Origin of the sequence: Xanthomonas sp. BRIP62409 (assembly GCF_003992965.1) — a bacterium.
In the GTDB taxonomy this organism is placed as follows: Bacteria; Pseudomonadota; Gammaproteobacteria; order Xanthomonadales; family Xanthomonadaceae; genus Xanthomonas; species Xanthomonas euroxanthea.
In genome coordinates this window covers 245371-263366 of the sequence record NZ_QEZJ01000017.1, presented here as the reverse complement: position 1 = coordinate 263366, position 17996 = coordinate 245371, and the positions used below count along the sequence as shown (strand labels likewise).

18 protein-coding genes are annotated in these 17996 nt (G+C 67.4%); 3 read left to right on the top strand and 15 right to left on the bottom strand.

Annotation, left to right across the window (positions count from 1 at the left end; genetic code table 11):
* Positions 1-116: 116 nt before the first annotated feature.
* The 6 genes from EO170_RS07475 to trpB all read right to left on the bottom strand — a co-directional run bounded on the left by EO170_RS07475 (position 117) and on the right by trpB (position 5975).
* Positions 117-1055 carry a 2-oxoglutarate and iron-dependent oxygenase domain-containing protein gene (locus tag EO170_RS07475; RefSeq protein ID WP_126943753.1) on the bottom strand — a complete coding sequence of 313 codons (939 nt, stop codon included), beginning with the start codon at positions 1053-1055 and terminating at the stop codon, positions 117-119.
* A gap of 124 nt (positions 1056-1179) precedes the next feature.
* Positions 1180-2529, bottom strand: coding sequence for a phosphoglucosamine mutase (gene glmM, locus EO170_RS07470; RefSeq protein WP_126943750.1), 1350 nt, complete (start codon positions 2527-2529; stop codon positions 1180-1182).
* An 82-nt stretch (positions 2530-2611) separates the two neighbouring features.
* Positions 2612-3496 (bottom strand): acetyl-CoA carboxylase, carboxyltransferase subunit beta, encoded by an 885-nt coding sequence (gene accD / locus EO170_RS07465; protein WP_126943747.1) that lies wholly within the window; start codon positions 3494-3496, stop codon positions 2612-2614.
* 207 nt (positions 3497-3703) lie between these two features.
* The gene (gene trpA, locus EO170_RS07460) at positions 3704-4510 is read right to left on the bottom strand and encodes a tryptophan synthase subunit alpha (protein ID WP_104581953.1); all 807 of its coding nucleotides are present in this window, start codon (positions 4508-4510) and stop codon (positions 3704-3706) included.
* Positions 4511-4548: 38 nt separating this feature from the next.
* Entirely contained in the window at positions 4549-4758 is a 210-nt protein-coding gene (locus tag EO170_RS07455; protein ID WP_104648019.1) for a hypothetical protein, read from the bottom strand.
* Entirely contained in the window at positions 4758-5975 is a 1218-nt protein-coding gene (gene trpB / locus EO170_RS07450) for a tryptophan synthase subunit beta (protein WP_104648020.1), read from the bottom strand. The genes EO170_RS07455 and trpB overlap by 1 nt, the downstream gene beginning before the upstream one ends.
* A 106-nt stretch (positions 5976-6081) precedes the next feature.
* On the opposite strand from trpB, the gene EO170_RS07445 reads away from it, so the two are divergent.
* On the top strand, positions 6082-7002 hold the full coding sequence (locus tag EO170_RS07445; RefSeq protein ID WP_126943744.1) for a LysR family transcriptional regulator: 921 nt from the start codon (positions 6082-6084) through the stop codon (positions 7000-7002).
* Positions 7003-7140: 138 nt separating this feature from the next.
* Here the strand turns inward: EO170_RS07445 and EO170_RS07440 are convergent, their stop codons facing one another.
* From EO170_RS07440 to prmB, 9 genes are all read right to left on the bottom strand, one after another.
* Positions 7141-7809 carry a phosphoribosylanthranilate isomerase gene (locus EO170_RS07440; protein ID WP_104581949.1) on the bottom strand — a complete coding sequence of 223 codons (669 nt, stop codon included), beginning with the start codon at positions 7807-7809 and terminating at the stop codon, positions 7141-7143.
* Positions 7806-8579 carry a tRNA pseudouridine(38-40) synthase TruA gene (truA, locus tag EO170_RS07435; protein WP_104581948.1) on the bottom strand — a complete coding sequence of 258 codons (774 nt, stop codon included), beginning with the start codon at positions 8577-8579 and terminating at the stop codon, positions 7806-7808. The genes EO170_RS07440 and truA overlap by 4 nt, the downstream gene beginning before the upstream one ends.
* A gap of 40 nt (positions 8580-8619) precedes the next feature.
* Positions 8620-9018, bottom strand: a complete 399-nt coding sequence (locus EO170_RS07430; protein ID WP_119128527.1) for a VOC family protein — start codon at positions 9016-9018, stop codon at positions 8620-8622.
* Positions 9015-10988 carry a FimV/HubP family polar landmark protein gene (locus EO170_RS07425; RefSeq protein ID WP_164740949.1) on the bottom strand — a complete coding sequence of 658 codons (1974 nt, stop codon included), beginning with the start codon at positions 10986-10988 and terminating at the stop codon, positions 9015-9017. The genes EO170_RS07430 and EO170_RS07425 overlap by 4 nt, the downstream gene beginning before the upstream one ends.
* 222 nt (positions 10989-11210) lie before the next feature.
* Positions 11211-12236 carry an aspartate-semialdehyde dehydrogenase gene (locus EO170_RS07420; RefSeq protein ID WP_016903697.1) on the bottom strand — a complete coding sequence of 342 codons (1026 nt, stop codon included), beginning with the start codon at positions 12234-12236 and terminating at the stop codon, positions 11211-11213.
* 86 nt (positions 12237-12322) lie between these two features.
* Positions 12323-13399 carry a D-glycerate dehydrogenase gene (locus EO170_RS07415; RefSeq protein ID WP_126943741.1) on the bottom strand — a complete coding sequence of 359 codons (1077 nt, stop codon included), beginning with the start codon at positions 13397-13399 and terminating at the stop codon, positions 12323-12325.
* A complete protein-coding gene (gene aroC / locus EO170_RS07410; protein WP_104597897.1) occupies positions 13392-14495 on the bottom strand; it encodes a chorismate synthase in 1104 nt (367 codons plus the stop codon). Before aroC ends, EO170_RS07415 begins: the two co-directional genes overlap by 8 nt.
* Complete coding sequence (locus tag EO170_RS07405) at positions 14485-14973, bottom strand: hypothetical protein (protein ID WP_126943738.1); 489 nt, start codon at positions 14971-14973, stop codon at positions 14485-14487. Before EO170_RS07405 ends, aroC begins: the two co-directional genes overlap by 11 nt.
* On the bottom strand, positions 14963-15889 hold the full coding sequence (prmB, locus tag EO170_RS07400) for a 50S ribosomal protein L3 N(5)-glutamine methyltransferase (RefSeq protein ID WP_126943735.1): 927 nt from the start codon (positions 15887-15889) through the stop codon (positions 14963-14965). The genes EO170_RS07405 and prmB overlap by 11 nt, the downstream gene beginning before the upstream one ends.
* 80 nt (positions 15890-15969) lie before the next feature.
* On the opposite strand from prmB, the gene EO170_RS07395 reads away from it, so the two are divergent.
* Both EO170_RS07395 and asd read left to right on the top strand, forming a co-directional pair.
* Positions 15970-16620, top strand: a complete 651-nt coding sequence (locus EO170_RS07395) for an SCO family protein (RefSeq protein WP_104648026.1) — start codon at positions 15970-15972, stop codon at positions 16618-16620.
* A complete protein-coding gene (gene asd / locus EO170_RS07390) occupies positions 16617-17465 on the top strand; it encodes an archaetidylserine decarboxylase (protein ID WP_126943732.1) in 849 nt (282 codons plus the stop codon). The genes EO170_RS07395 and asd overlap by 4 nt, the downstream gene beginning before the upstream one ends.
* Positions 17466-17996 lie beyond the last annotated feature (531 nt).

Sequence of the window (17996 nt, the reverse complement as noted above, 5' to 3'; positions counted from 1 at the left end):
AGGTGAATGCAAGCTTTAATCGGACGCGAGCACACTTTCATGAATCAAACTGTGCAGGCGGTCATTGCCGATGCTGCAAACGCAGCGATCGCCTGCGCGTCCTGGCCGCGAACGGACTACTTCAACTTGATTTCGCGCAGACGCTCTTCCAGAAACCCGTGCGCGGTGATCGGCTTGGGATACCGGCTCGGATTGTCGGCGGTGATGCACGACGGCAGCACGTCGATCAGGAAATCCGGATTGGGATGCAGGAAGAACGGCACCGAATAGCGCGGCTTGCGTGCCTGCTCGCCCGGCGGATTGACCACGCGATGGATGGTGGACGGATACACGTGGTTGGTCAGGCGTTGCAGCATGTCGCCGATGTTGACCACGATGGTGTCGGCGTCGGCAGTGAACGGCACCCACTCGCCATCGTTGGAGCGCACTTCCAGCCCGGCCGCGCTGGCACCGACCAGCAAGGTGATGAAATTGATGTCGCCATGCGCGCCGGCACGCACATTGGGAATGTCGTCGCTGGTGATCGGCGGGTAGTGGATCGGCCGCAGGATCGAGTTGCCGTTGTTGGTCTTGTCGACGAAATACTCCTGCGGCAGGCCGATATGCAGCGCCAATGCCGACAGCACGCGCGAGCCCAGGTGATCCAGCTGCTGGTACAGGCGATAGCCGCGCTCACGGAACCCGGGCACCTCTTCCGGCCACAGATTCGGCGCCATCACCGCGCGGTAAGGCGAATCGTCCGGGATTTCGCGGCCGATATGCCAGAACTCCTTCAGATCGAAATGCTTGGAATCCTTGGCGGTTTCCACGCCGAACGCGGTATAGCCGCGCGCACCGCCGCTGCCTTCCACGTGGTAGCGACGCTTGACCTCTTCGGGCAGCGCAAAGAACGCCTTGAACACCTCGTACGCCGCGTCGATGTCGGCCTGCGCGATGCCGTGGTTGCGGATGCCGGCAAAGCCCCACTGCCGATAGGCCGCGCCGAGCTCGGCGACGAAAGCGTCGCGGTCGCTGTCGAAACGGGTGATGTCCAGGGTCGGGATGCGGGCGCTCATACGGATATCTGCAGTTGAGTTCGGGAAGTCGAAAGGAAGGCCTGCCGCTCAGGACAGCAGGCGATACAACAGGTAGAACGTCGCGGCCTTGGCAAAGACCACGCACACACCAATGATCAGCGACTCACGCCGCGTCACGCACGGCCCCGGAGAGACGGTCGAGCGTGTCCTGCATCAGACCGGCGTCGTCGGCTTCCACGGTCACGCGCACCACCGGCTCGGTGCCGGACGGACGCAGGAACGCACGTCCCCGGCCGTGCACGGCGGCCTGCGCCTGCTGCAGTGCCTGCTGCACGCCGGCGGCCTCCACGATCGCCTTGGCCGCCCCGCCATCCAGCCGCACGTTGACGGTCTTCTGCGGCACCTTGCTCAGGCTGCTCAGGGCCTGGCGCAGGCTCTGCCCATCGCGGCCCAGGGCCTCGAGCACCTGCAGCGCACTGACGATGCCATCGCCGGTGGTGGCGCGATCCAGGCAAAGCAGATGGCCGGAGGTTTCGCCACCCAGCGTGCCGCCGCCTTCGACCAGCGCCTGGTGCACATAGCGGTCGCCGACCTTGGCGCGCTGGAACGGGATGTTCCGTGCAGCCAGCGCCTGTTCCAGGCCGTAGTTGGTCATCAAGGTGCCGACCACGGTGCCGGTGAGCCGGCCGCTGGCCTGCCAGGAGCACGCGAGCAGGTAGAGCAGGTCGTCGCCATCGACCGGGTTGCCCTGGTCGTCGGCCATCAGCACGCGGTCGCCATCGCCGTCGAAGGCGATGCCCAGCTGCGCGCCGCTCTCGCGCACCTTGGCGGCGAGATTGTCGATATGGGTGGAGCCGACACCGGCATTGATATTGAGCCCGTCGGGCGCGGCGCCGATGACGACCACGTCCGCACCCAGCTCGCGGAACAGCATCGGCGCAATGTGATAGGTCGCCCCATGCGCGCAGTCCAGCACCATCTTCAGGCCGTGCAGGGTGAACCCGCGCGCCACGCTGGCCTTGCAGAATTCGATGTAACGGCCGATCGCATCACGGGTGCGGATCGCCTTGCCCAGGCGCTCCGATTCCACGGTGTGGAACGGCTCGTCCAGCGCGGCCTCGATCGCCGCTTCGGTGGCGTCGTCGAGCTTCTCGCCTTCGGCGGAGAAGAACTTGATGCCGTTGTCGTAATGCGGATTGTGCGAGGCGCTGATCACCACGCCGGCATCGGCGCGCAGCGTATTGGTCAGGAAGGCGATGGCCGGGGTCGGCATCGGGCCGATCAGCTGCACGTCGGCGCCGGCGGCGACCAGGCCGGCTTCCAATGCGGCTTCGAACATGTAACCGGAAATCCGCGTGTCCTTGCCGATCAGCACCAGCGGACGCTTGCTGCGGCCCTGGGTCAGCACCCGACCGAGCGCATTGCCCAGCCGCAGCACGAAATCGGCCGAGATCACGCCCTGCCCGACCCGACCGCGGATGCCGTCGGTTCCAAAATACTTGCGACTGCTCATGCGTTGCGGTGTTCCTGCCTACGGGTGGACGCACGCGCAGCGGCGCGTGCGACGGTGTCGCGCCAGCGCGCGGCCACTGGCCTCATGCGGCCGCGTCCTGCGGATGCGGCTGACGCATCATCAGTGCGGTCAGATCGGCGATGCGGTCGCGCATGTCGCGGCGGTCGCAGATCTGGTCGATGGCACCGTGGTCGAGCAGGAACTCAGACCGCTGGAAGCCTTCCGGCAGGGTCTCGCGCACGGTCTGCTCGATCACGCGCGGGCCGGCGAAGCCGATCAACGCATGCGGCTCGGCGATATTGATGTCGCCCAGCATCGCGAACGAGGCCGACACGCCACCGGTGGTGGGATGGGTCAGCACCGAGATGTACGGCAGGCCGGCTTCCCGCAGGCGCCCGAGTGCCGCGGAGGTCTTGGCCATCTGCATCAGCGAGAACAGGCCTTCCTGCATGCGCGCCCCGCCGCTGGCGGAGAAGCACACGAACGGGCAGCCGACTTCCAGCGCCACTTCGGCCGCACGCGCGAAGCGCTCGCCGACCACCGAGCCCATCGAGCCGCCCATGAAGGCGAAGTCGAATGCGGCGGCGACCAGCGGGTTGCCCTTGAGCGTGCCGCGCATGGCGATCAGCGCGTCGTACTCGCCGCTGCTCTTCTGGCTGGCCTTGATGCGCTCGCCATAGCGCTTTTGGTCCTTGAACTTGAGCACGTCGACCGGGCCCAGTTGCGCGGCGATCTCGGTGGTCGCGGTGTCGGGATCGAACAGCGAGTTCAGGCGCGCACGCGCGCGGATCGCCATGTGGTGGTCGCACTTCGGACACACCTCGAGGTTCTCCTCGAGCTCGGGGCCGTACAGCGCGCTGCCGCAGTTGCTGCACTTCTCCCACAGCCCCTCGGGGACGCTGCGCTTCTTGGCCGGGGTGTTCTCGGTGCGGATGCCGGAGGGCATCAATTTGCTGAGCCAGCTCATGCGTGTATGACAATCCATGCAGGGCGGCCATGTGGGCCGCAGAGGGGCGACAGTCTAACGCGCTGCGGGAAAGCCGAGGTAGCGCGCAGGCTAAATGCGGGCCCGGGCGGCCCGGCCCGCGCTTGCCGCGCGGCGGCCCCAAGGCTGGCGTGCCGGTGGCGCGCCAGCTGTACCCTTCTCGCCCGCAGGCGCAGAGAGGCTGTGGTGTCAGGCCTGGTCGAGCGCCTGCCGCAGCGGGGCCAGGAAAGCCTCGGCGCGTTCGCGGGCGCTGCGGACATCGGTGGCTTCGGCCAGTGCGGCGACCAGCGCGCTGCCGACCACCACGCCGTCGGCGTCGACGGCCATGGCGGCGGCGCTGGCGGCGTCCTTGATGCCGAAACCGGCCACCACCGGGGCGCCGGCACGCCGGCGCAGCTGGCGCAGGCGGTCGCTGGCGGCATGGGTGTCGAGCAGGTTCGAGGCGCCGGTGACGCCGGCGAAGCTGACGTAGTACAGATAGCCCTGGGCGCTGCTGCACAGCATGTCCAGGCGCTGCTCGCTGGTGGTCGGCGACGCCAGCGCAATCAGCGCCAGGCCGACCTCGGTGAAGATCGCGCGGGTCTCGTCCGCCTCTTCGGGCGGCAGATCGACCAGGAGCAGGCCATCCACGCCGGCAGCGACGGCGGCTTCGGCGAAGCGCCGGGTGCCGTGGATCTCGATCGGGTTGAGGTAGCCCATCAGCACCACCGGCGTGGTGGCGTCCTCACGGCGGAACTCGTGCACCGCTTCCAGCACATAGGCCAGGCCGGCTCCACGGCCCAGTGCGCGCTCCGAGCTGCGCTGGATGGTGGGGCCGTCGGCCATCGGGTCGGAAAACGGCACGCCGAGTTCGATGACATCGGCACCGGCGCGCACCAGCGCATGCATCACCGGCACGGTGGCTTCCAGCGACGGATCGCCGGCGGTGATGAAGGGGATGAGCGCCTTGCGGCCATCGGCACGCAGACGCTGGAAGGTTTCGTCGATACGACGCATTGAAAGACCTTGCAATTGTTAGAGGCGGTGCGACCGCCTCAATGGAAGTCCTGGTACATCGTGGCCGGCAATTCGGTCAATGCCTGGGCCTCGACCTCAAGGTCGAAACTGTCCAGGCAGCAGCCGCAGCCGCTGTTTTCCGAACACATGCGGATCTGCGGCGCCCAGCGGTCGAGCCAGGCGAACAGCAGGTCCTGTTCGCCCGGCTGGTCGGCTAGCGCGGTCACGGTGACGCGCCGCAGCGGCATCAGACCTGCACGCCTTCGCGTGCGGCGATGGTGTGCACGTCCTTGTCGCCCCTGCCGGACAGGTTGCACAGGATCAGCGCATCCTTGGGCATCTCGCGCGCGAGCTTGATCGACTGCGCCACTGCATGGCTGGATTCGAGTGCGGCCAGGATGCCTTCGGTATGCGCCAGCAGATGGAAGGCGGCCATCGCTTCGTCGTCGGTGATGCCCTGGTAGACCGCACGCCCGCTGTCGGACAGGAACGAATGCTCCGGGCCCACGCCCGGGTAATCCAGGCCGGCAGAAATCGAATGGGTTTCGGTGATCTGGCCGTCGTCGTCGCAGATCACATAGGTGCGATTGCCATGCAGGACGCCGGGGCGCCCGGCCGCGATCGACGCCGCATGACGGCCGCTGGCGATGCCGTCGCCGGCCGCTTCGGCGCCGTAGATCTTGACACCTGGGTCGTTGAGGAAGGCATGGAACAGGCCGATCGCATTGCTGCCGCCGCCGACGCAGGCGCTGAGCGCATCCGGCAGGCGGCCGAAATCTTCCAGCATCTGCGCGCGCGCTTCGCGGCCGACAATCGCGTTGAAGTCGCGCACCATGCGCGGATACGGATCCGGGCCGGCCACGGTGCCGATGATGTAGAAGGTGTCCTGCACGTTGGTGACCCAGTCGCGCATCGCTTCGTTGAGCGCGTCCTTGAGCGTGGCCGAGCCGGAGGTCACCGGTATCACGGTCGCACCGAGCAACTTCATGCGGTAGACGTTGATCTTCTGCCGCTCGATGTCGGTGGCACCCATGTAGACCACGCATTCCAGGCCCAGCCGCGCGGCCACCGTGGCGCTGGCCACGCCATGCTGGCCGGCGCCGGTCTCGGCAATGATGCGGGTCTTGCCCATGCGGCTGGCCAGCAAGGCCTGGCCGATGGTGTTGTTGATCTTGTGCGCGCCGGTGTGGTTGAGGTCTTCGCGCTTGAGCAGGATCTGCGCGCCGCCCACTTCGCGGCTCAGGCGCTCGGCGTGATAGATCGGGCTGGGCCGGCCGACGTAGTGCTTGAGATCCTTGTCGTATTCGGCAATGAAGGCCGGATCCTGGCGCGCCTGGTCGTAGGCGGCAGACAGCTCCTGCAAGGGGCCGATCAAGGTCTCGGCGACAAACCGGCCACCGAACTTGCCGAAGTGGCCGGCAGCGTCCGGATAGGCGTAAAAGTCACTGATGGGCTGGGCCGACATGGGAATCCTCTGCAGCGATGCGGTCGTACATGAGGCATTACTGTAGCGCAGCCACGGCGTTCAATAAATCGATAAGATTGCCGCAACCTGTGATCAGGACTCACATATGAGCACACTGCTTCCACCGCTGGCAGCGCTGCGCGCGTTCGAATCCGCCGCGCGTCTGCAGAGCGTCAGCCGGGCCGCGCAGGAGCTGCACGTGACCCATGGCGCCATCAGCCGGCATGTGCGCTCGCTGGAACAGGCGCTGGGCACGGCGCTGTTCACCCGCCAGGGCCGCGGCCTGGTGCTCACGCCTGCCGGCGCCAGGCTGCGTGATGCCACCGGCGAAGGCTTTGCGCTGATCGGCGACACCTGGGCAGCGTTGCGGCGCCCCACCAGCGAGGCGCCGCTGGTGCTGGGCTGTTCCGGCAGCCTGCTCGCGCGCTGGGTCATCCCGCGGCTGGGCAGGCTGCAGCGGGATCTGCCGCAGCTGCGCCTGCATTTGTCGGCCAACGAACAGGCGCCCGGTCCGGACCTGGATGGCCTGGATGCGGCCTTGCTGCTGGACACCCCGCCGTGGCCAGGCGAGTGGCAGGTGCACGAGCTGGGCGTGGAGTGGATCGGCCCGGTGCTGAGCCCGCAGCTGGCATCGGCCACCCGGCTCGATGGCAGCGCGGCGACCGCCCTGCTCGACCACGCCTTGCTGCACACCCGCTCGCGCCCGCAGGCCTGGCCGGAATGGGCGCAACGCCACGGCCTGGCACCCGAGGCGCTGGGCTTCGGCACCGAATTCGAACATCTGGTCTATCTGCTGGAGGCGGCCGCGGCCGGCCTGGGCGTGGCGATCGCACCGCAACCGCTGGTTGCCGCGGACCTGGCCGCCGGGCGCCTGCTGGCGCCCTGGGGCTTTACGCCAACGCGCGGCCGCTGGGTGCTGTGCGCCGCAAGGCGCAACCCCGATCCGCGCATCGAACAGCTCGCCGGCTGGCTCCGTCATGCACTTTCAGAGGATCAACAGCACACCACGGATGCCGCAAGCGTCTAATTGGAACGCTCAGTGGTCGGCGAAACAGCGACCGAACAATCGATCATCAGAGAAGCGAAAGATCTAGGGCAATCAAAACAACGAAGCAGACTGCCCGCTCCGATTCCCCAATCCCGATTCCCGATTCCCGCCCCCAACTCACCCCATCTCGTGGCAATCGGCCCGACGCACTTCTTCGACGAACTTGCGCATCATGTGGCCGTCCTTGATCCCCGGCGCCAGCTCCACGCCGCTGGACACGTCCACGCCCCACGGCAGCGTCGCCACGATCGCATCGAACACGTTGTCGGCGGTGATGCCACCCGCCAGCAGAAACGGGCGATGCAGGCCGGTCGGCAGCCGCGACCAATCGAAGGTCTTGCCGGTACCGCCACCGGCGCCGGGCGCATGGCTGTCGAACAGGAAACCGGCGGTATTGGGATAGGCGAGCTGCAAGGTCCGCGCGTTGGCGTCCTCGCCGTTCATGCCGGTGCTGCCCATCGGTATGGCCTTGAGATACGGCAGGTTGAAGCTGCGGCAGAACGCGTCGTCTTCCTCGCCATGAAACTGCAGCAAGGTCGGGCGCACGGTACGCACCACTTCGCGCACTTCTTCCTTGGAATTGTTGCGGAACAAGGCCACCACATCGACCATCGGCGCGGTGGCCTGGCGCATTGCGCGCGCCTCGGCCGGCGCCACGCGGCGCGGGCTGCCATGCGCAAAAATGAACCCCACCGCGTCCACACCCAGCTCGCCGGCCAGTCGAATATCACCGGCGCGGGTCATGCCACAGAACTTGATACGGGTGCGGTACAGCGATCGATTCATTGGGTTACCTCAGCGGGCAGATGCCACTCTGCGGGATACAACGGCCCGATGAAGACCAGACCTTGTGGCGGCGCTGTCGGCCCGGCCACCGTGCGGTCGCGACCGGCCAGCAACGTCGCGATCCAGTCGCCCGGTTGTTCCCCGGTTCCGATCAGGATCAGCGAGCCAACAATATTCCGCACCATGTGATGAAGGAATGCATTGGCCTGGACCTGCACCTCCACCACCTCGCCGATGCGTTGCACGCTGATGGCCTGCAGGTTGCGGCGTGCGTGCAAGGCCTGGCATTGCACGCTGCGGAATGCGCTGAAGTCGTTCTCGCCCAATAACGCCTGCGCGGCCGCGTGCATGGCATCGGCATCCAGCGGGCGGCGTTCCCAGCTCAAGGTCTGGCGATACAGCGCCGGGCGTATCTGCCGGTTGAGCAGGCGATACCGGTAACGGCGTGCGCGCGCGGAAAACCGCGCGTGGAAGTCGGCGGCCGCCGGTACGCACCAGCGCACCGCGATCGAGGGCGGCAGGCGCGCGGTGGTGCCCAGCATCCAGCCACGCGGCGCGCGGTGCGCATCGCTGTCGAAATGCACCACCTGGCACTCGCCATGCACGCCGGCATCGGTGCGGCCTGCGCATACCACCTGCACCGGGGCATCGGCCACCGAGGACAGCGCCGCCTGCAGGCTGGCCTGCACGCTCGGCCCACCCTGCTCACCCAACTGCTGCCAGCCCTGGAACTCGCTGCCGTCGTACTCCACGCCCAGCGCGTAACGCATCGGAACCTGCCTGTTGTCGAATCGATGGAGCGTGCGCGGACTAGCCGACGGCGCGCTCGGACCACACCGCCAGCGTGTTACCGCCCGGCTCGCGGAAATGAAACCGGCTGCCGCCGGGAAAACCGAACACCGGCTTGACGATCTCGCCACCGGCAGCGCGTACGCGCTCGCCCATGGGCTCCAGCGCGTCGGCATACAGCACGATCAGCGGACCCGCATCTGCCGACGCTGCCGCAGTGGCGCGATAGAAACCACCGTCCAGACGACCGTCATTGAAGGCCAGATAATCCGGACCATAGGCCTGAAACTGCCAGCCGAACACGGTCTCGAAAAACGCGCGGCTGGCATCCAGATCGAGCGAGGCAAATTCCACGTAATCGATACGGCGCTCGCGTGCGGCGGCCTGTGCGGCGGCCAGGCTGTCCAGCGCCGGGCTCATGCCAGCCGCTCCAGCAGTTCGGCGGCTTCGGCGCGGGTGGCCTCATCGCCGGTTGCAGCCACCTCCAGCAACAAGCCACGCGCGGTGTCCGTGTCGCCGAGATCCATGTAGGCCACGGCCAGTTCCAGACGATCGCGGCCTGCAGAGACGAACCCCCTGGTGCTCACCGCGCTGGGCGCAGCGGCCGGGGCGATAGGCACCGGGTCGATCTCCGGGCTGTCCTGCGTGGCGACCGAGGCAAGCGGTACGCCCGGCGCGCGATCGTTGCCGGCGCGCGTGGCGTCTACGTCCTGCGGCTGGCCGTACGGAAGCTCCGCAGGCGCGGACCTCACCTGCTCCGGCACCGGTTCCTCAGGCGTAGCGAACTCCGGCTGCACCACCGGAGGCGCTGGCGGCGTCGCACGCAGCGAGCGCCAATCCTCGCTGGCAACCACCGACGGCGCTGCGACAGGCTCGGACAGCAGCGGTTCGCGACGCAACACATCGGACAGCGGCTGCTGCGCCTGGTAGGCGCGCTCGTCTTCGCGCAGATCCGCCTGCTCGAATTCGGTTTCATGCAGCACATCGTGCTCGCTGGGCACGGTGGCCTGTGCATCGTCCTGCAGCGCCACGGCGTCTGCCGCGGTGCCGGCAGGCCCGATGTCGAACTGACGCTGCGGCAACGGCGGCAGCGGCGAGGGCTTGCGCCGGCGTGCCGCCAGCCAGGCGACGACCGCCGCGACGACCAACACCAGCCCGCCGATCAACCACAGTGGAAAACCGCCACCCTGCTGCGCCGCGGTCGGCGTTTCGGACAAGCGCTTCTGTGCGGCCGCCAGGTCGGTGTCCTTCATTGCGATCAAGGCTTGCTGTTGCTGCTTGAGCTTTTCCAGATCGGCCACGCGGGTGCGCAGATCCTGCAATTCCGCATCGCGGGTGGCGATGTCTTCCCTGGCCTGTTGCAACTGTTGGTTGGCCGCCATGTCGCCCTCGCCTTCGGCACTGGTGCCGGACGTGGCGCCGGCCTGGTTGGTCTGACTCGCCACTGCCGGGGCGATCTCGAGCCGCGCGCCGGCACCTGCCGACGTCGCAACAGCTGCGGCAGGTGCCGGCGTTGCAGCAGTGGCGCCGGCCTCGGCCGGCTGTGGAACCGCCGCGCGCGCCTGTCGCCACTGCGCGGCCTGCTCGCGCACCATCACCGCCGCTTCGGCAGCACCGACCTGCGCCAGCGCATCTTCCTGCGGGGTGCGCAGCACTGCACCCTGCTTCAAGCGATTGATGTTGCCGTCGATGAAGGCATCCGGGTTGGTGCGCAGCAGCGCCAGCATGGTCTGGTCGAGCGAATGCCCGTTGGAACGGGCCACGGCGGCAGCGATTTCGGACAAGGTCTGGCCCGAGCGCACCGCCGGCAGCGCATCGCCGGCCGGCGCCGGCGCGGCAGCGCGCGTGCCGGAACGTGTGCCGGGCGCCACTGCGTCGGCAGCCTGCCCGGCGCGTCCGGCAACGGCTGCGGGCGCGGCGGCCGGCTCACGTGCGATGGCATTGCTGGCCCCGGCGCGCGGCGCCTCGATGGCAGGACCGGCGATCGCAGCCGCGGTATTGGGCGCATCGACCAGTGCGGAATACTCGCGCACCAGCCGGCCCTGGCCCCACTCCACCTCGATCAGGAAGTTGATCGCCGGCTGGTCCACTGCCTGGCTGCTGGTCACGCGGATCACCGCACGCCCGCGCGCGTCCTGCGCGAACTGGAACTGCAGGTTGCTGACCAGGCCCTGCGGGCGCTCCAGGCCGACCCGTGCAAACGTGGTGGCCGATGCCAGCGCCACGCGTGCGTTGTCGAGTTCGCCCGGTTCGTTGGAGATGACCGGAATCTCGGCCACCAATGGCTGCCCCGGCCGGGACAGCACCCGGATATCGCCCAGGCCCAACGCCATTGCAGCGCCGCTGCAGGCCATCAGCAGCAGCGCACCTATCCCTTGTATCGGACGCATCGCGCCCCCGCCCCTATGTTTCATGGGCATCAATATAGCCGCTGCATGGGCGAAAAAGTCGGCGCCCCCCCGCGCAGAGCGCGCATGCCGTGGCGATACCGCGATGCGACACCCATGCAGCAGGCCATCGGCAGCGCGTTGGTAGGAGCGCACTTGTGCGCGATGAGGCTTCACCGGGACAGCTTCATCGCGCGCCAGCGCGCTCCTACGGGCTACCCGTGGTCAGCCTTCCTGCGCGACCAGCTCGGCCAGCTGCACGGCGTTGAGGGCGGCGCCCTTGCGGATGTTGTCCGAGACGATCCACAGGTTCAGGCCGCGCGGATGCGACAGGTCCTCACGGATGCGGCCGACGAACACCGCGTCCTTGCCGGACGCGTGCGTGACCGGGGTCGGGTAGCCGCCAGGCTTGCGCTCGTCCACCACTTCCACGCCGGGCGATGCGGACAGCAGCGCGCGCGCATCGTCGACGGTGATCTTGTCGCGGGTTTCGATCGCCACCGCTTCGGAGTGCCCGTAGAACACCGGCACGCGCACGGCGGTGGGGTTCACCTGGATGCTGTCATCGCCCAGGATCTTGCGCGTCTCCCAGACCAGCTTCATCTCTTCCTTGGTGTAGCCGTTGTCCTGGAAGTCGTCGATATGCGGAATCAGGTTGAAGGCGATCTGCACCGGGAAACGCTGCGGGTCGATCTGCTGGAAGCTCAGCAGCTCGCTGGTCTGCTTGCCCAGTTCTTCCATCGCCGAACGCCCGCCGCCGGAGACCGACTGGTAGGTCGCCACATTGATGCGCTCGATGCCGTACTTGCGGTGGATCGGGCCGAGCGCGACCAGCATCTGCATGGTCGAGCAATTGGGGTTGGCGACGATGCCGCGCGGGCGCTGCTTCAGCGCTTCGGGATTGACCTCCGAGACCACCAGCGGCACGTCGTCGTCGTAACGGAACGCGGAGGAATTATCGATCACCACCGCGCCGGCGGCGGCGAACTTGGGGCCGTACTCCTTGGACACGCTGCCGCCCGCGGAAAACAGCGCGATGTCCACGCCGGTGGGGTCGAAGTCGGCCAGATCCAGCACGTCGACCTTGCCGCCATTGAACTCGACCTGCCCGCCGGCCGAGCGCGCCGAGGCCAGCGCGTACAGGGTGGCGACCGGGAAGTTGCGCTCGGCCAGGATGCTCAGCATGGTCTCGCCGACAGCGCCGGTGGCGCCCACGACCGCGACGTTGAAACGACGGTTTTCGTTGCTCATGAGATTGTCTTTATCGAATGGGGAAAGAGGGGAACGCGCTTGCGCAGTGGGTTCGGGGAACCTCCAAAGCTGGCCGCGGAGGTTCCCTATCGTTTGGTCGTGGTGGTTTTGCCGGCGCCGGTGTTGGTCGCTTCGCCATCGCGCACGCCGGCCTGTTTGGCAGCGGCCACCGCATCGGCATTCAGCGCGCTCGGCGGATGGCCGGCATTGCGGCCTTTGCCCAGCGCGGCAATCAGGTTGTCCACCGCCAGCTGCACCATCGCGCGGCGCGTGGCCAGGCTGGCGCTGCCGATATGCGGAGTGAGCACGACGTTGTGCAGGGCCAGCAGTTCGGGACGGACCGCAGGTTCGCCTTCATAGACATCCAGGCCGGCAGCGGCCAGGCGCCCATTGGCGAGCGCATCGGCCAGCGCGATTTCATCGACCAGGCCACCGCGCGCGATGTTCACCAGCGTGGCGCTCGCGCGCATCTTGCCCAGCGCGGCGGCATCGATGATGTGGTGCGACGCCTTGGTGTACGGCAGCACCAGGACCAGGTGATCGGACTGCGCCAGCAACGTGTCGAAGTCCACGTACCGCGCGCCGAGCGCCTGTTCTTTGGCGGCCGGCAGCTGGCTACGGTTGTGATACAGCACGCGCATGCCAAAGCCGTGCGCGCCACGGCGGGCGATGCCCTGCCCGATCCGGCCCATGCCCAGGATGCCCAGCGTGCTGCCGTGGATATCGGCGCCGAGCATGGTCTTGAACGACCACTGCCCCCACTGCCCGTCGCGCAACCAGCGCTCGGCTTCGGTGATGCGGCGCGCGGTGGCCATCAGGACTGCAAAGCCGAGATCGGCCGTGGTCTCGGTCAGTACATCGGGCGTGTTGCTGGCCAGGATGCCGGCCGCACTGAGTGCGTCCAGATCCAGGTTGTTGTAGCCCACCCCGACATTGGCGATCGCACGCAGCCGCGGCGCGGAGCCGATTTCCGCCGCGCCGACACGCTCGTTGAGGGTGATCAAGGCACCGTCCAGCGATGCCAGCCGCGCGGCCAGGTCGGCCGGCGAATAGGCAGTGACGCGCTCGGTGGTGGTCAGCTCGAAATGCTCGCCCAGCTGCGCGACGACATCGTCGAACAGCGGCTGGCTGACCCACACCTTGGGGCGCGTTGTTTCAGACATCGACCTGACCAGGAATACGTGGCGCCACCTCGCCGACATCGCCGCACTGGGCGCGATGACGCAAGGCCTGATCCATCAGCACCAATGCCATCATCGCCTCGGCGATCGGGGTGGCGCGGATGCCGACGCAAGGGTCGTGGCGGCCGGTGGTGATCACATCGACCACGGCGCCATCCGCATCCACGGTCGCGCCGGGCAGGCGCAGGCTGGAGGTTGGCTTGAGCACCATCGAGGCGGTGATCGCCTGGCCGGTGGAAATGCCGCCCAGGATGCCGCCGGCATGATTGCTGAGGAAGCCTTCCGGGGTGATCAGGTCGCGGTGTTCGGTGCCTTTCTGCGCGGCGCTGGCAAAACCGTCGCCGATCTCCACGCCCTTGACCGCATTGATGCTCATCAAGGCGGCGGCCAGTTCGGCATCGAGCTTGCCGTAGATCGGCTCGCCCCAGCCCGCCGGCACGCCACCGGCCACCACGTCCACGCGCGCACCGACCGAATCGCCGGACTTGCGCAGCGCGTCCATGTAAGTTTCCAGCTCCGGCACCTGCTCGGCATGCGGCCAGAAAAACGGGTTGTCCTCGACCGCATTCCAGTCGAAACCGGTCGGGCGGATCTCGCCCAGCTGCGATAGAAATCCGCGCACCAGCACGCCGTAGCGCTGCTTGAGCCACTTCTTGGCGATCACCCCGGCGGCCACGCGCATGGTGGTCTCGCGCGCGGACGAGCGCCCACCGCCGCGCGGATCGCGGATGCCGTACTTCTGCCAATAGGTGTAGTCGGCGTGCCCGGGACGGAACTGCTGGGCGATGTTGCTGTAGTCCTTGCTGCGCTGATCGGTGTTGCGGATCAGCAGGCCGATCGGCGTGCCGGTGGTGCGGCCTTCATAGACGCCGGACAGGATCTCGATCTCGTCGGCTTCGCGGCGCGCCGAGGTATGCCGGCTCTTGCCGGATGCACGCCGCTGCAGATCGTGGGTGAATTCTTCCGGCGCGATCTCCAGGCCCGGCGGGCAACCGTCGACCACGCAGCCGATCGCCGGCCCGTGCGACTCGCCGAAGGTGGTGACCGTCAACAGGCGGCCGAAACTGTTACTGCCCATGACGGCATCCTCTCAACATTGCAGCAGGTGGCGTGGCGCGCAGCAGGCGCGGCAGATGACGTGCCGCCACCAGCATCGGTGCCACCGCCAACAGGCCGCTGAACACCAGCGCAAAGACATCCAGCTTAATGCGCCCACTCAGCAGCCAATCGGCGAGCAGGTGCAGCGCAACGCCAGTTCCGACCAGCAGGCCGAGTGCCACAATGAGCGTGCGGCGCCGATGCGCACGCAAGGCCGCATCCGAACTGACCACCACGATCCACGCCGACACCAGGCCGAAAAACGCCATCAGGCCAAAACCGACCTCCGCCGCCGCGCTCAACCAGCGCTGTTGCCAGGGACCGCCGTACATCGGGTCGAACAGGCGGTACACCACGTCGATCAAACTGAGCGGAATGCCGACGCCGAAGATGGACACCGGCACCAGCAACAGCAGATCGCTCAGCTGCGGCCGCGCGATGGACGATTCAGCGCGCACTGGCCAGCTCGGCGATGCGCACGCCGTGCGCGATCAACTCGCGGCATTCGATCGCGAAGATGCCCATCTGCCCCACCTTGAATTCGACCCAGGCCAGATCCACTTCCGGCAACAGCTTGATCAGGTGCTGCTCGGACTCGCCCACTTCGCAGATCAGCAGACCGTCTTCGCTGAGGTGCTGCGGCGCATCGCGCAGGATCTTCAGCACCAGATCCAGGCCGTCGTCGCCCGCACGCAACCCCAGCTCCGGCTCGTAGGAATACTCCTGCGGTAGCGCATCGGTTTCGTCGTTGGTGACATACGGCGGATTGGTGACGATCAGGTCGTACTGGCGGCCACCCAGCCCGGCGAACAGGTCCGACTTGAGCAGGGTGACATTGTCGGCATGCAGGCGCGCCTTGTTTTCGGCGGCCAATGCCAGCGCGTCGTCGCTGATGTCCACGCCGTCCACGTCCCACTGCGGGTTGTAGTGGCCCATGGCGATCGCGATACAGCCCGAACCGGTGCACAGGTCCAGCGCGCGGGTGACTTCGCGTCCGCCCAGCCAGGGTTCGAAGCCGGCCTCGATCAGCTCGGCGATCGGCGACCGCGGCACCAGCGCGCGCGCATCGCTCTTGAAGCTCAGCCCGGCGAACCAGGCCTCACCGGTCAGGTACGCCGCCGGCACACGCTCGGTGATGCGGCGCTCGAACAGGCCCAGCACCTGCTCCTTTTCCGAACGCAGCAGGCGCGCCTGGCCATAGGCCGGGCCCAGGTCGTGCGGCAGGTGCAGGCTGTGCAGGACCAGCTGGGTGGCCTCGTCCAGCGCATTGTCGTAGCTATGGCCGAAAGTCAGACCGGCTGCATTGAAACGGCTGGTGCCGTAGCGGATCAGGTCGATGATGGTGTGCAGTTCGTCGGCCGCGGCGGCAGTCATGGCAACAACTAAAGAGGAATCGGCCCCCGATTATAGAGGTCGGATCGGTATCATGAGCGTCCGTTGCACTGGAAACCGCCATGTTCAATCGCAATACCGGCATCGTGCTGCTGGTGGCGCTGGCCGCCGGCCTGGGGCTGTTGCTGGGCCAGAAGTTCCTCGGCGCCGCGCCCAGCTCGCCGTGGCCGCCCACCCGGACCATCACCTTCTATCCGCAGCCACGCACCCTGCCGCAGTTCAGCCTGCGCCAGTCCGACGGCACCCAGCTGGTGCCCGGCGAGCTGAAGGGACATTGGACGCTGGTGTTTTTGGGTTTCACCTTCTGCCCGGATGTCTGCCCGACCACGCTGACGGACCTGGCGGTGGCGCAACAACAATGGGAAACCATCCCCGATGGCCTGCGCCCGCGCGTGCTGTTCGTGTCGGTGGACCCGCAGCGCGATCCGCCGGCACGCCTGGGCGACTACGCGCATGCCTTCCACAAGGACACCCTGGCCGCCACCGCCGACGTACCGGCGCTGCAGCGCTTCGCCACCGCGCTGGGCTTCGTGTTCCAGAAGGTCCCGGGCAAGGGCTTTGCGGACAATCCCAACGACTACAGCATGGATCACTCCGCCGGCATCGCCGTGCTCGACCCGCAGGGCCGCCTGGCCGGGCTGATCCGTCCCCCGCTCGACCCCAAGGCGATCGCCGCCGACCTCCAGCAACTGACCAAGGTAACCGCTCCGTGAGTCTCGTCACTTCCCTGACCTACGTGCTGCCGCACCGGTTGCTGTCCTCGCTGGCGCGCGCGCTGGCCTATTCCGACACGCCATCCACCAAGCAATGGTTGATCGACACGGTCACGCGCAAGTTCGGCGTGGACCTGAGCGAAGCACTGGAGCCGGACCCGCGCGCCTATCCCACCTTCAATGCATTCTTCACCCGCGCGTTGAAGCCGGGCGCACGCGTGCCCGATGCCGACCCTGCGGCGCTGCTGATGCCTGCCGACGGCCGCATCAGCCAGCTCGGCCCGATCGAGAACGGCCGCATCTTCCAGGCCAAGGGGCAGTCGTTCGCTGCCGCCGAATTGCTCGGCGACGCCGAAGCCGCGCAGCCGTTCACCGATGGCCTGTTTGCCACCGTCTATCTCTCGCCCAAGGATTACCACCGCGTGCATATGCCGTGGACCGGCACCCTGCGCGAAACCGTGCACGTACCCGGCCGCCTGTTCAGCGTGGGGCCGGATGCGGTGCGCAACGTGCCGCGGCTGTTCGCGCGCAACGAGCGCCTGGTCTGCCACTTCGACACCGACTTCGGCCCGATGGCCTCGGTGATGGTGGGTGCGCTGCTGGTATCGGGCGTGGAAACGGTGTGGAGCGGCGTGGAGATCCCGCGTTATGGCGACCGCGTCACGCGCACCGATTATCGCGGCAAGGGCATCGTGCTGGAGCGGTTTGCGGAGATGGCGCGCTTCAACTACGGCTCGACCGTGATCGTGCTGCTGCCGCCAGGTGTCGCCAAGCTCGAAGGCGGACTTGCTGCAGAGACGGCGGTTCGCCTGGGGCAAGCGCTCGCACGTCGCGAAGTGGGCTGATCACCGCCGCGCGCCTGCGATTGCCCGCTTCGGTTGCAGTGATGCAACAGCGACGCCCTCGTAGGAGCGGGCCTGACCGCGACAGGGCCTTCTCGACGACGTTCACTGCGCAGGCGCATGTTGCCCTCCCAGCCTCCGATGTAGAGCATCCTCGCCCACGCTGGAACTACCCGGACCGCTTCGTCGCGGCCAGGTCCGCTCCTACAACGGCGCAGCCCGGCGCAACGCGCCGATGCGTTAGGCCCGACTGGTCAATGATCCCGCTGATCAGTTCGACGGCCTGTCCCGAACAGGCACACTTGTCCGCGGCGAAACGCAACCATGACAGCGGCATCGCACTCAGGCTCGCTCGCCACAAGACCGATGTCCAATCCGACTCCCAACAAGAACGATGCGGTTGTAGGAGCGGGCCCGACCGCGACGTGGCATTCGCAGCGAGACTGGGGGCTTGCGCCTTCATGACTCCGGCCTCCGATTCGGAACTGCCTTGCCTGTGCCGATGAAGCTACCGGGACTGCCTCGTCGCGGCCG

Bases quoted from the DNA above. Each gene is read 5' to 3' on its own strand.
- EO170_RS07475 (WP_126943753.1), bottom strand. From the start codon at position 1,055: ATGAGCGCCCGCATCCCGACCCTGGACATCACCCGTTTCGACAGCGAC.
- glmM (WP_126943750.1), bottom strand. From the start codon at position 2,529: ATGAGCAGTCGCAAGTATTTTGGAACCGACGGCATCCGCGGTCGGGTC.
- accD (WP_126943747.1), bottom strand. From the start codon at position 3,496: ATGAGCTGGCTCAGCAAATTGATGCCCTCCGGCATCCGCACCGAGAAC.
- trpA (WP_104581953.1), bottom strand. From the start codon at position 4,510: ATGCGTCGTATCGACGAAACCTTCCAGCGTCTGCGTGCCGATGGCCGC.
- EO170_RS07455 (WP_104648019.1), bottom strand. From the start codon at position 4,758: ATGCCGCTGCGGCGCGTCACCGTGACCGCGCTAGCCGACCAGCCGGGC.
- trpB (WP_104648020.1), bottom strand. From the start codon at position 5,975: ATGTCGGCCCAGCCCATCAGTGACTTTTACGCCTATCCGGACGCTGCC.
- EO170_RS07445 (WP_126943744.1), top strand. From the start codon at position 6,082: ATGAGCACACTGCTTCCACCGCTGGCAGCGCTGCGCGCGTTCGAATCC.
- EO170_RS07440 (WP_104581949.1), bottom strand. From the start codon at position 7,809: ATGAATCGATCGCTGTACCGCACCCGTATCAAGTTCTGTGGCATGACC.
- truA (WP_104581948.1), bottom strand. From the start codon at position 8,579: ATGCGTTACGCGCTGGGCGTGGAGTACGACGGCAGCGAGTTCCAGGGC.
- EO170_RS07430 (WP_119128527.1), bottom strand. From the start codon at position 9,018: ATGAGCCCGGCGCTGGACAGCCTGGCCGCCGCACAGGCCGCCGCACGC.
- EO170_RS07425 (WP_164740949.1), bottom strand. From the start codon at position 10,988: ATGCGTCCGATACAAGGGATAGGTGCGCTGCTGCTGATGGCCTGCAGC.
- EO170_RS07420 (WP_016903697.1), bottom strand. From the start codon at position 12,236: ATGAGCAACGAAAACCGTCGTTTCAACGTCGCGGTCGTGGGCGCCACC.
- EO170_RS07415 (WP_126943741.1), bottom strand. From the start codon at position 13,399: ATGTCTGAAACAACGCGCCCCAAGGTGTGGGTCAGCCAGCCGCTGTTC.
- aroC (WP_104597897.1), bottom strand. From the start codon at position 14,495: ATGGGCAGTAACAGTTTCGGCCGCCTGTTGACGGTCACCACCTTCGGC.
- prmB (WP_126943735.1), bottom strand. From the start codon at position 15,889: ATGACTGCCGCCGCGGCCGACGAACTGCACACCATCATCGACCTGATC.
- EO170_RS07395 (WP_104648026.1), top strand. From the start codon at position 15,970: ATGTTCAATCGCAATACCGGCATCGTGCTGCTGGTGGCGCTGGCCGCC.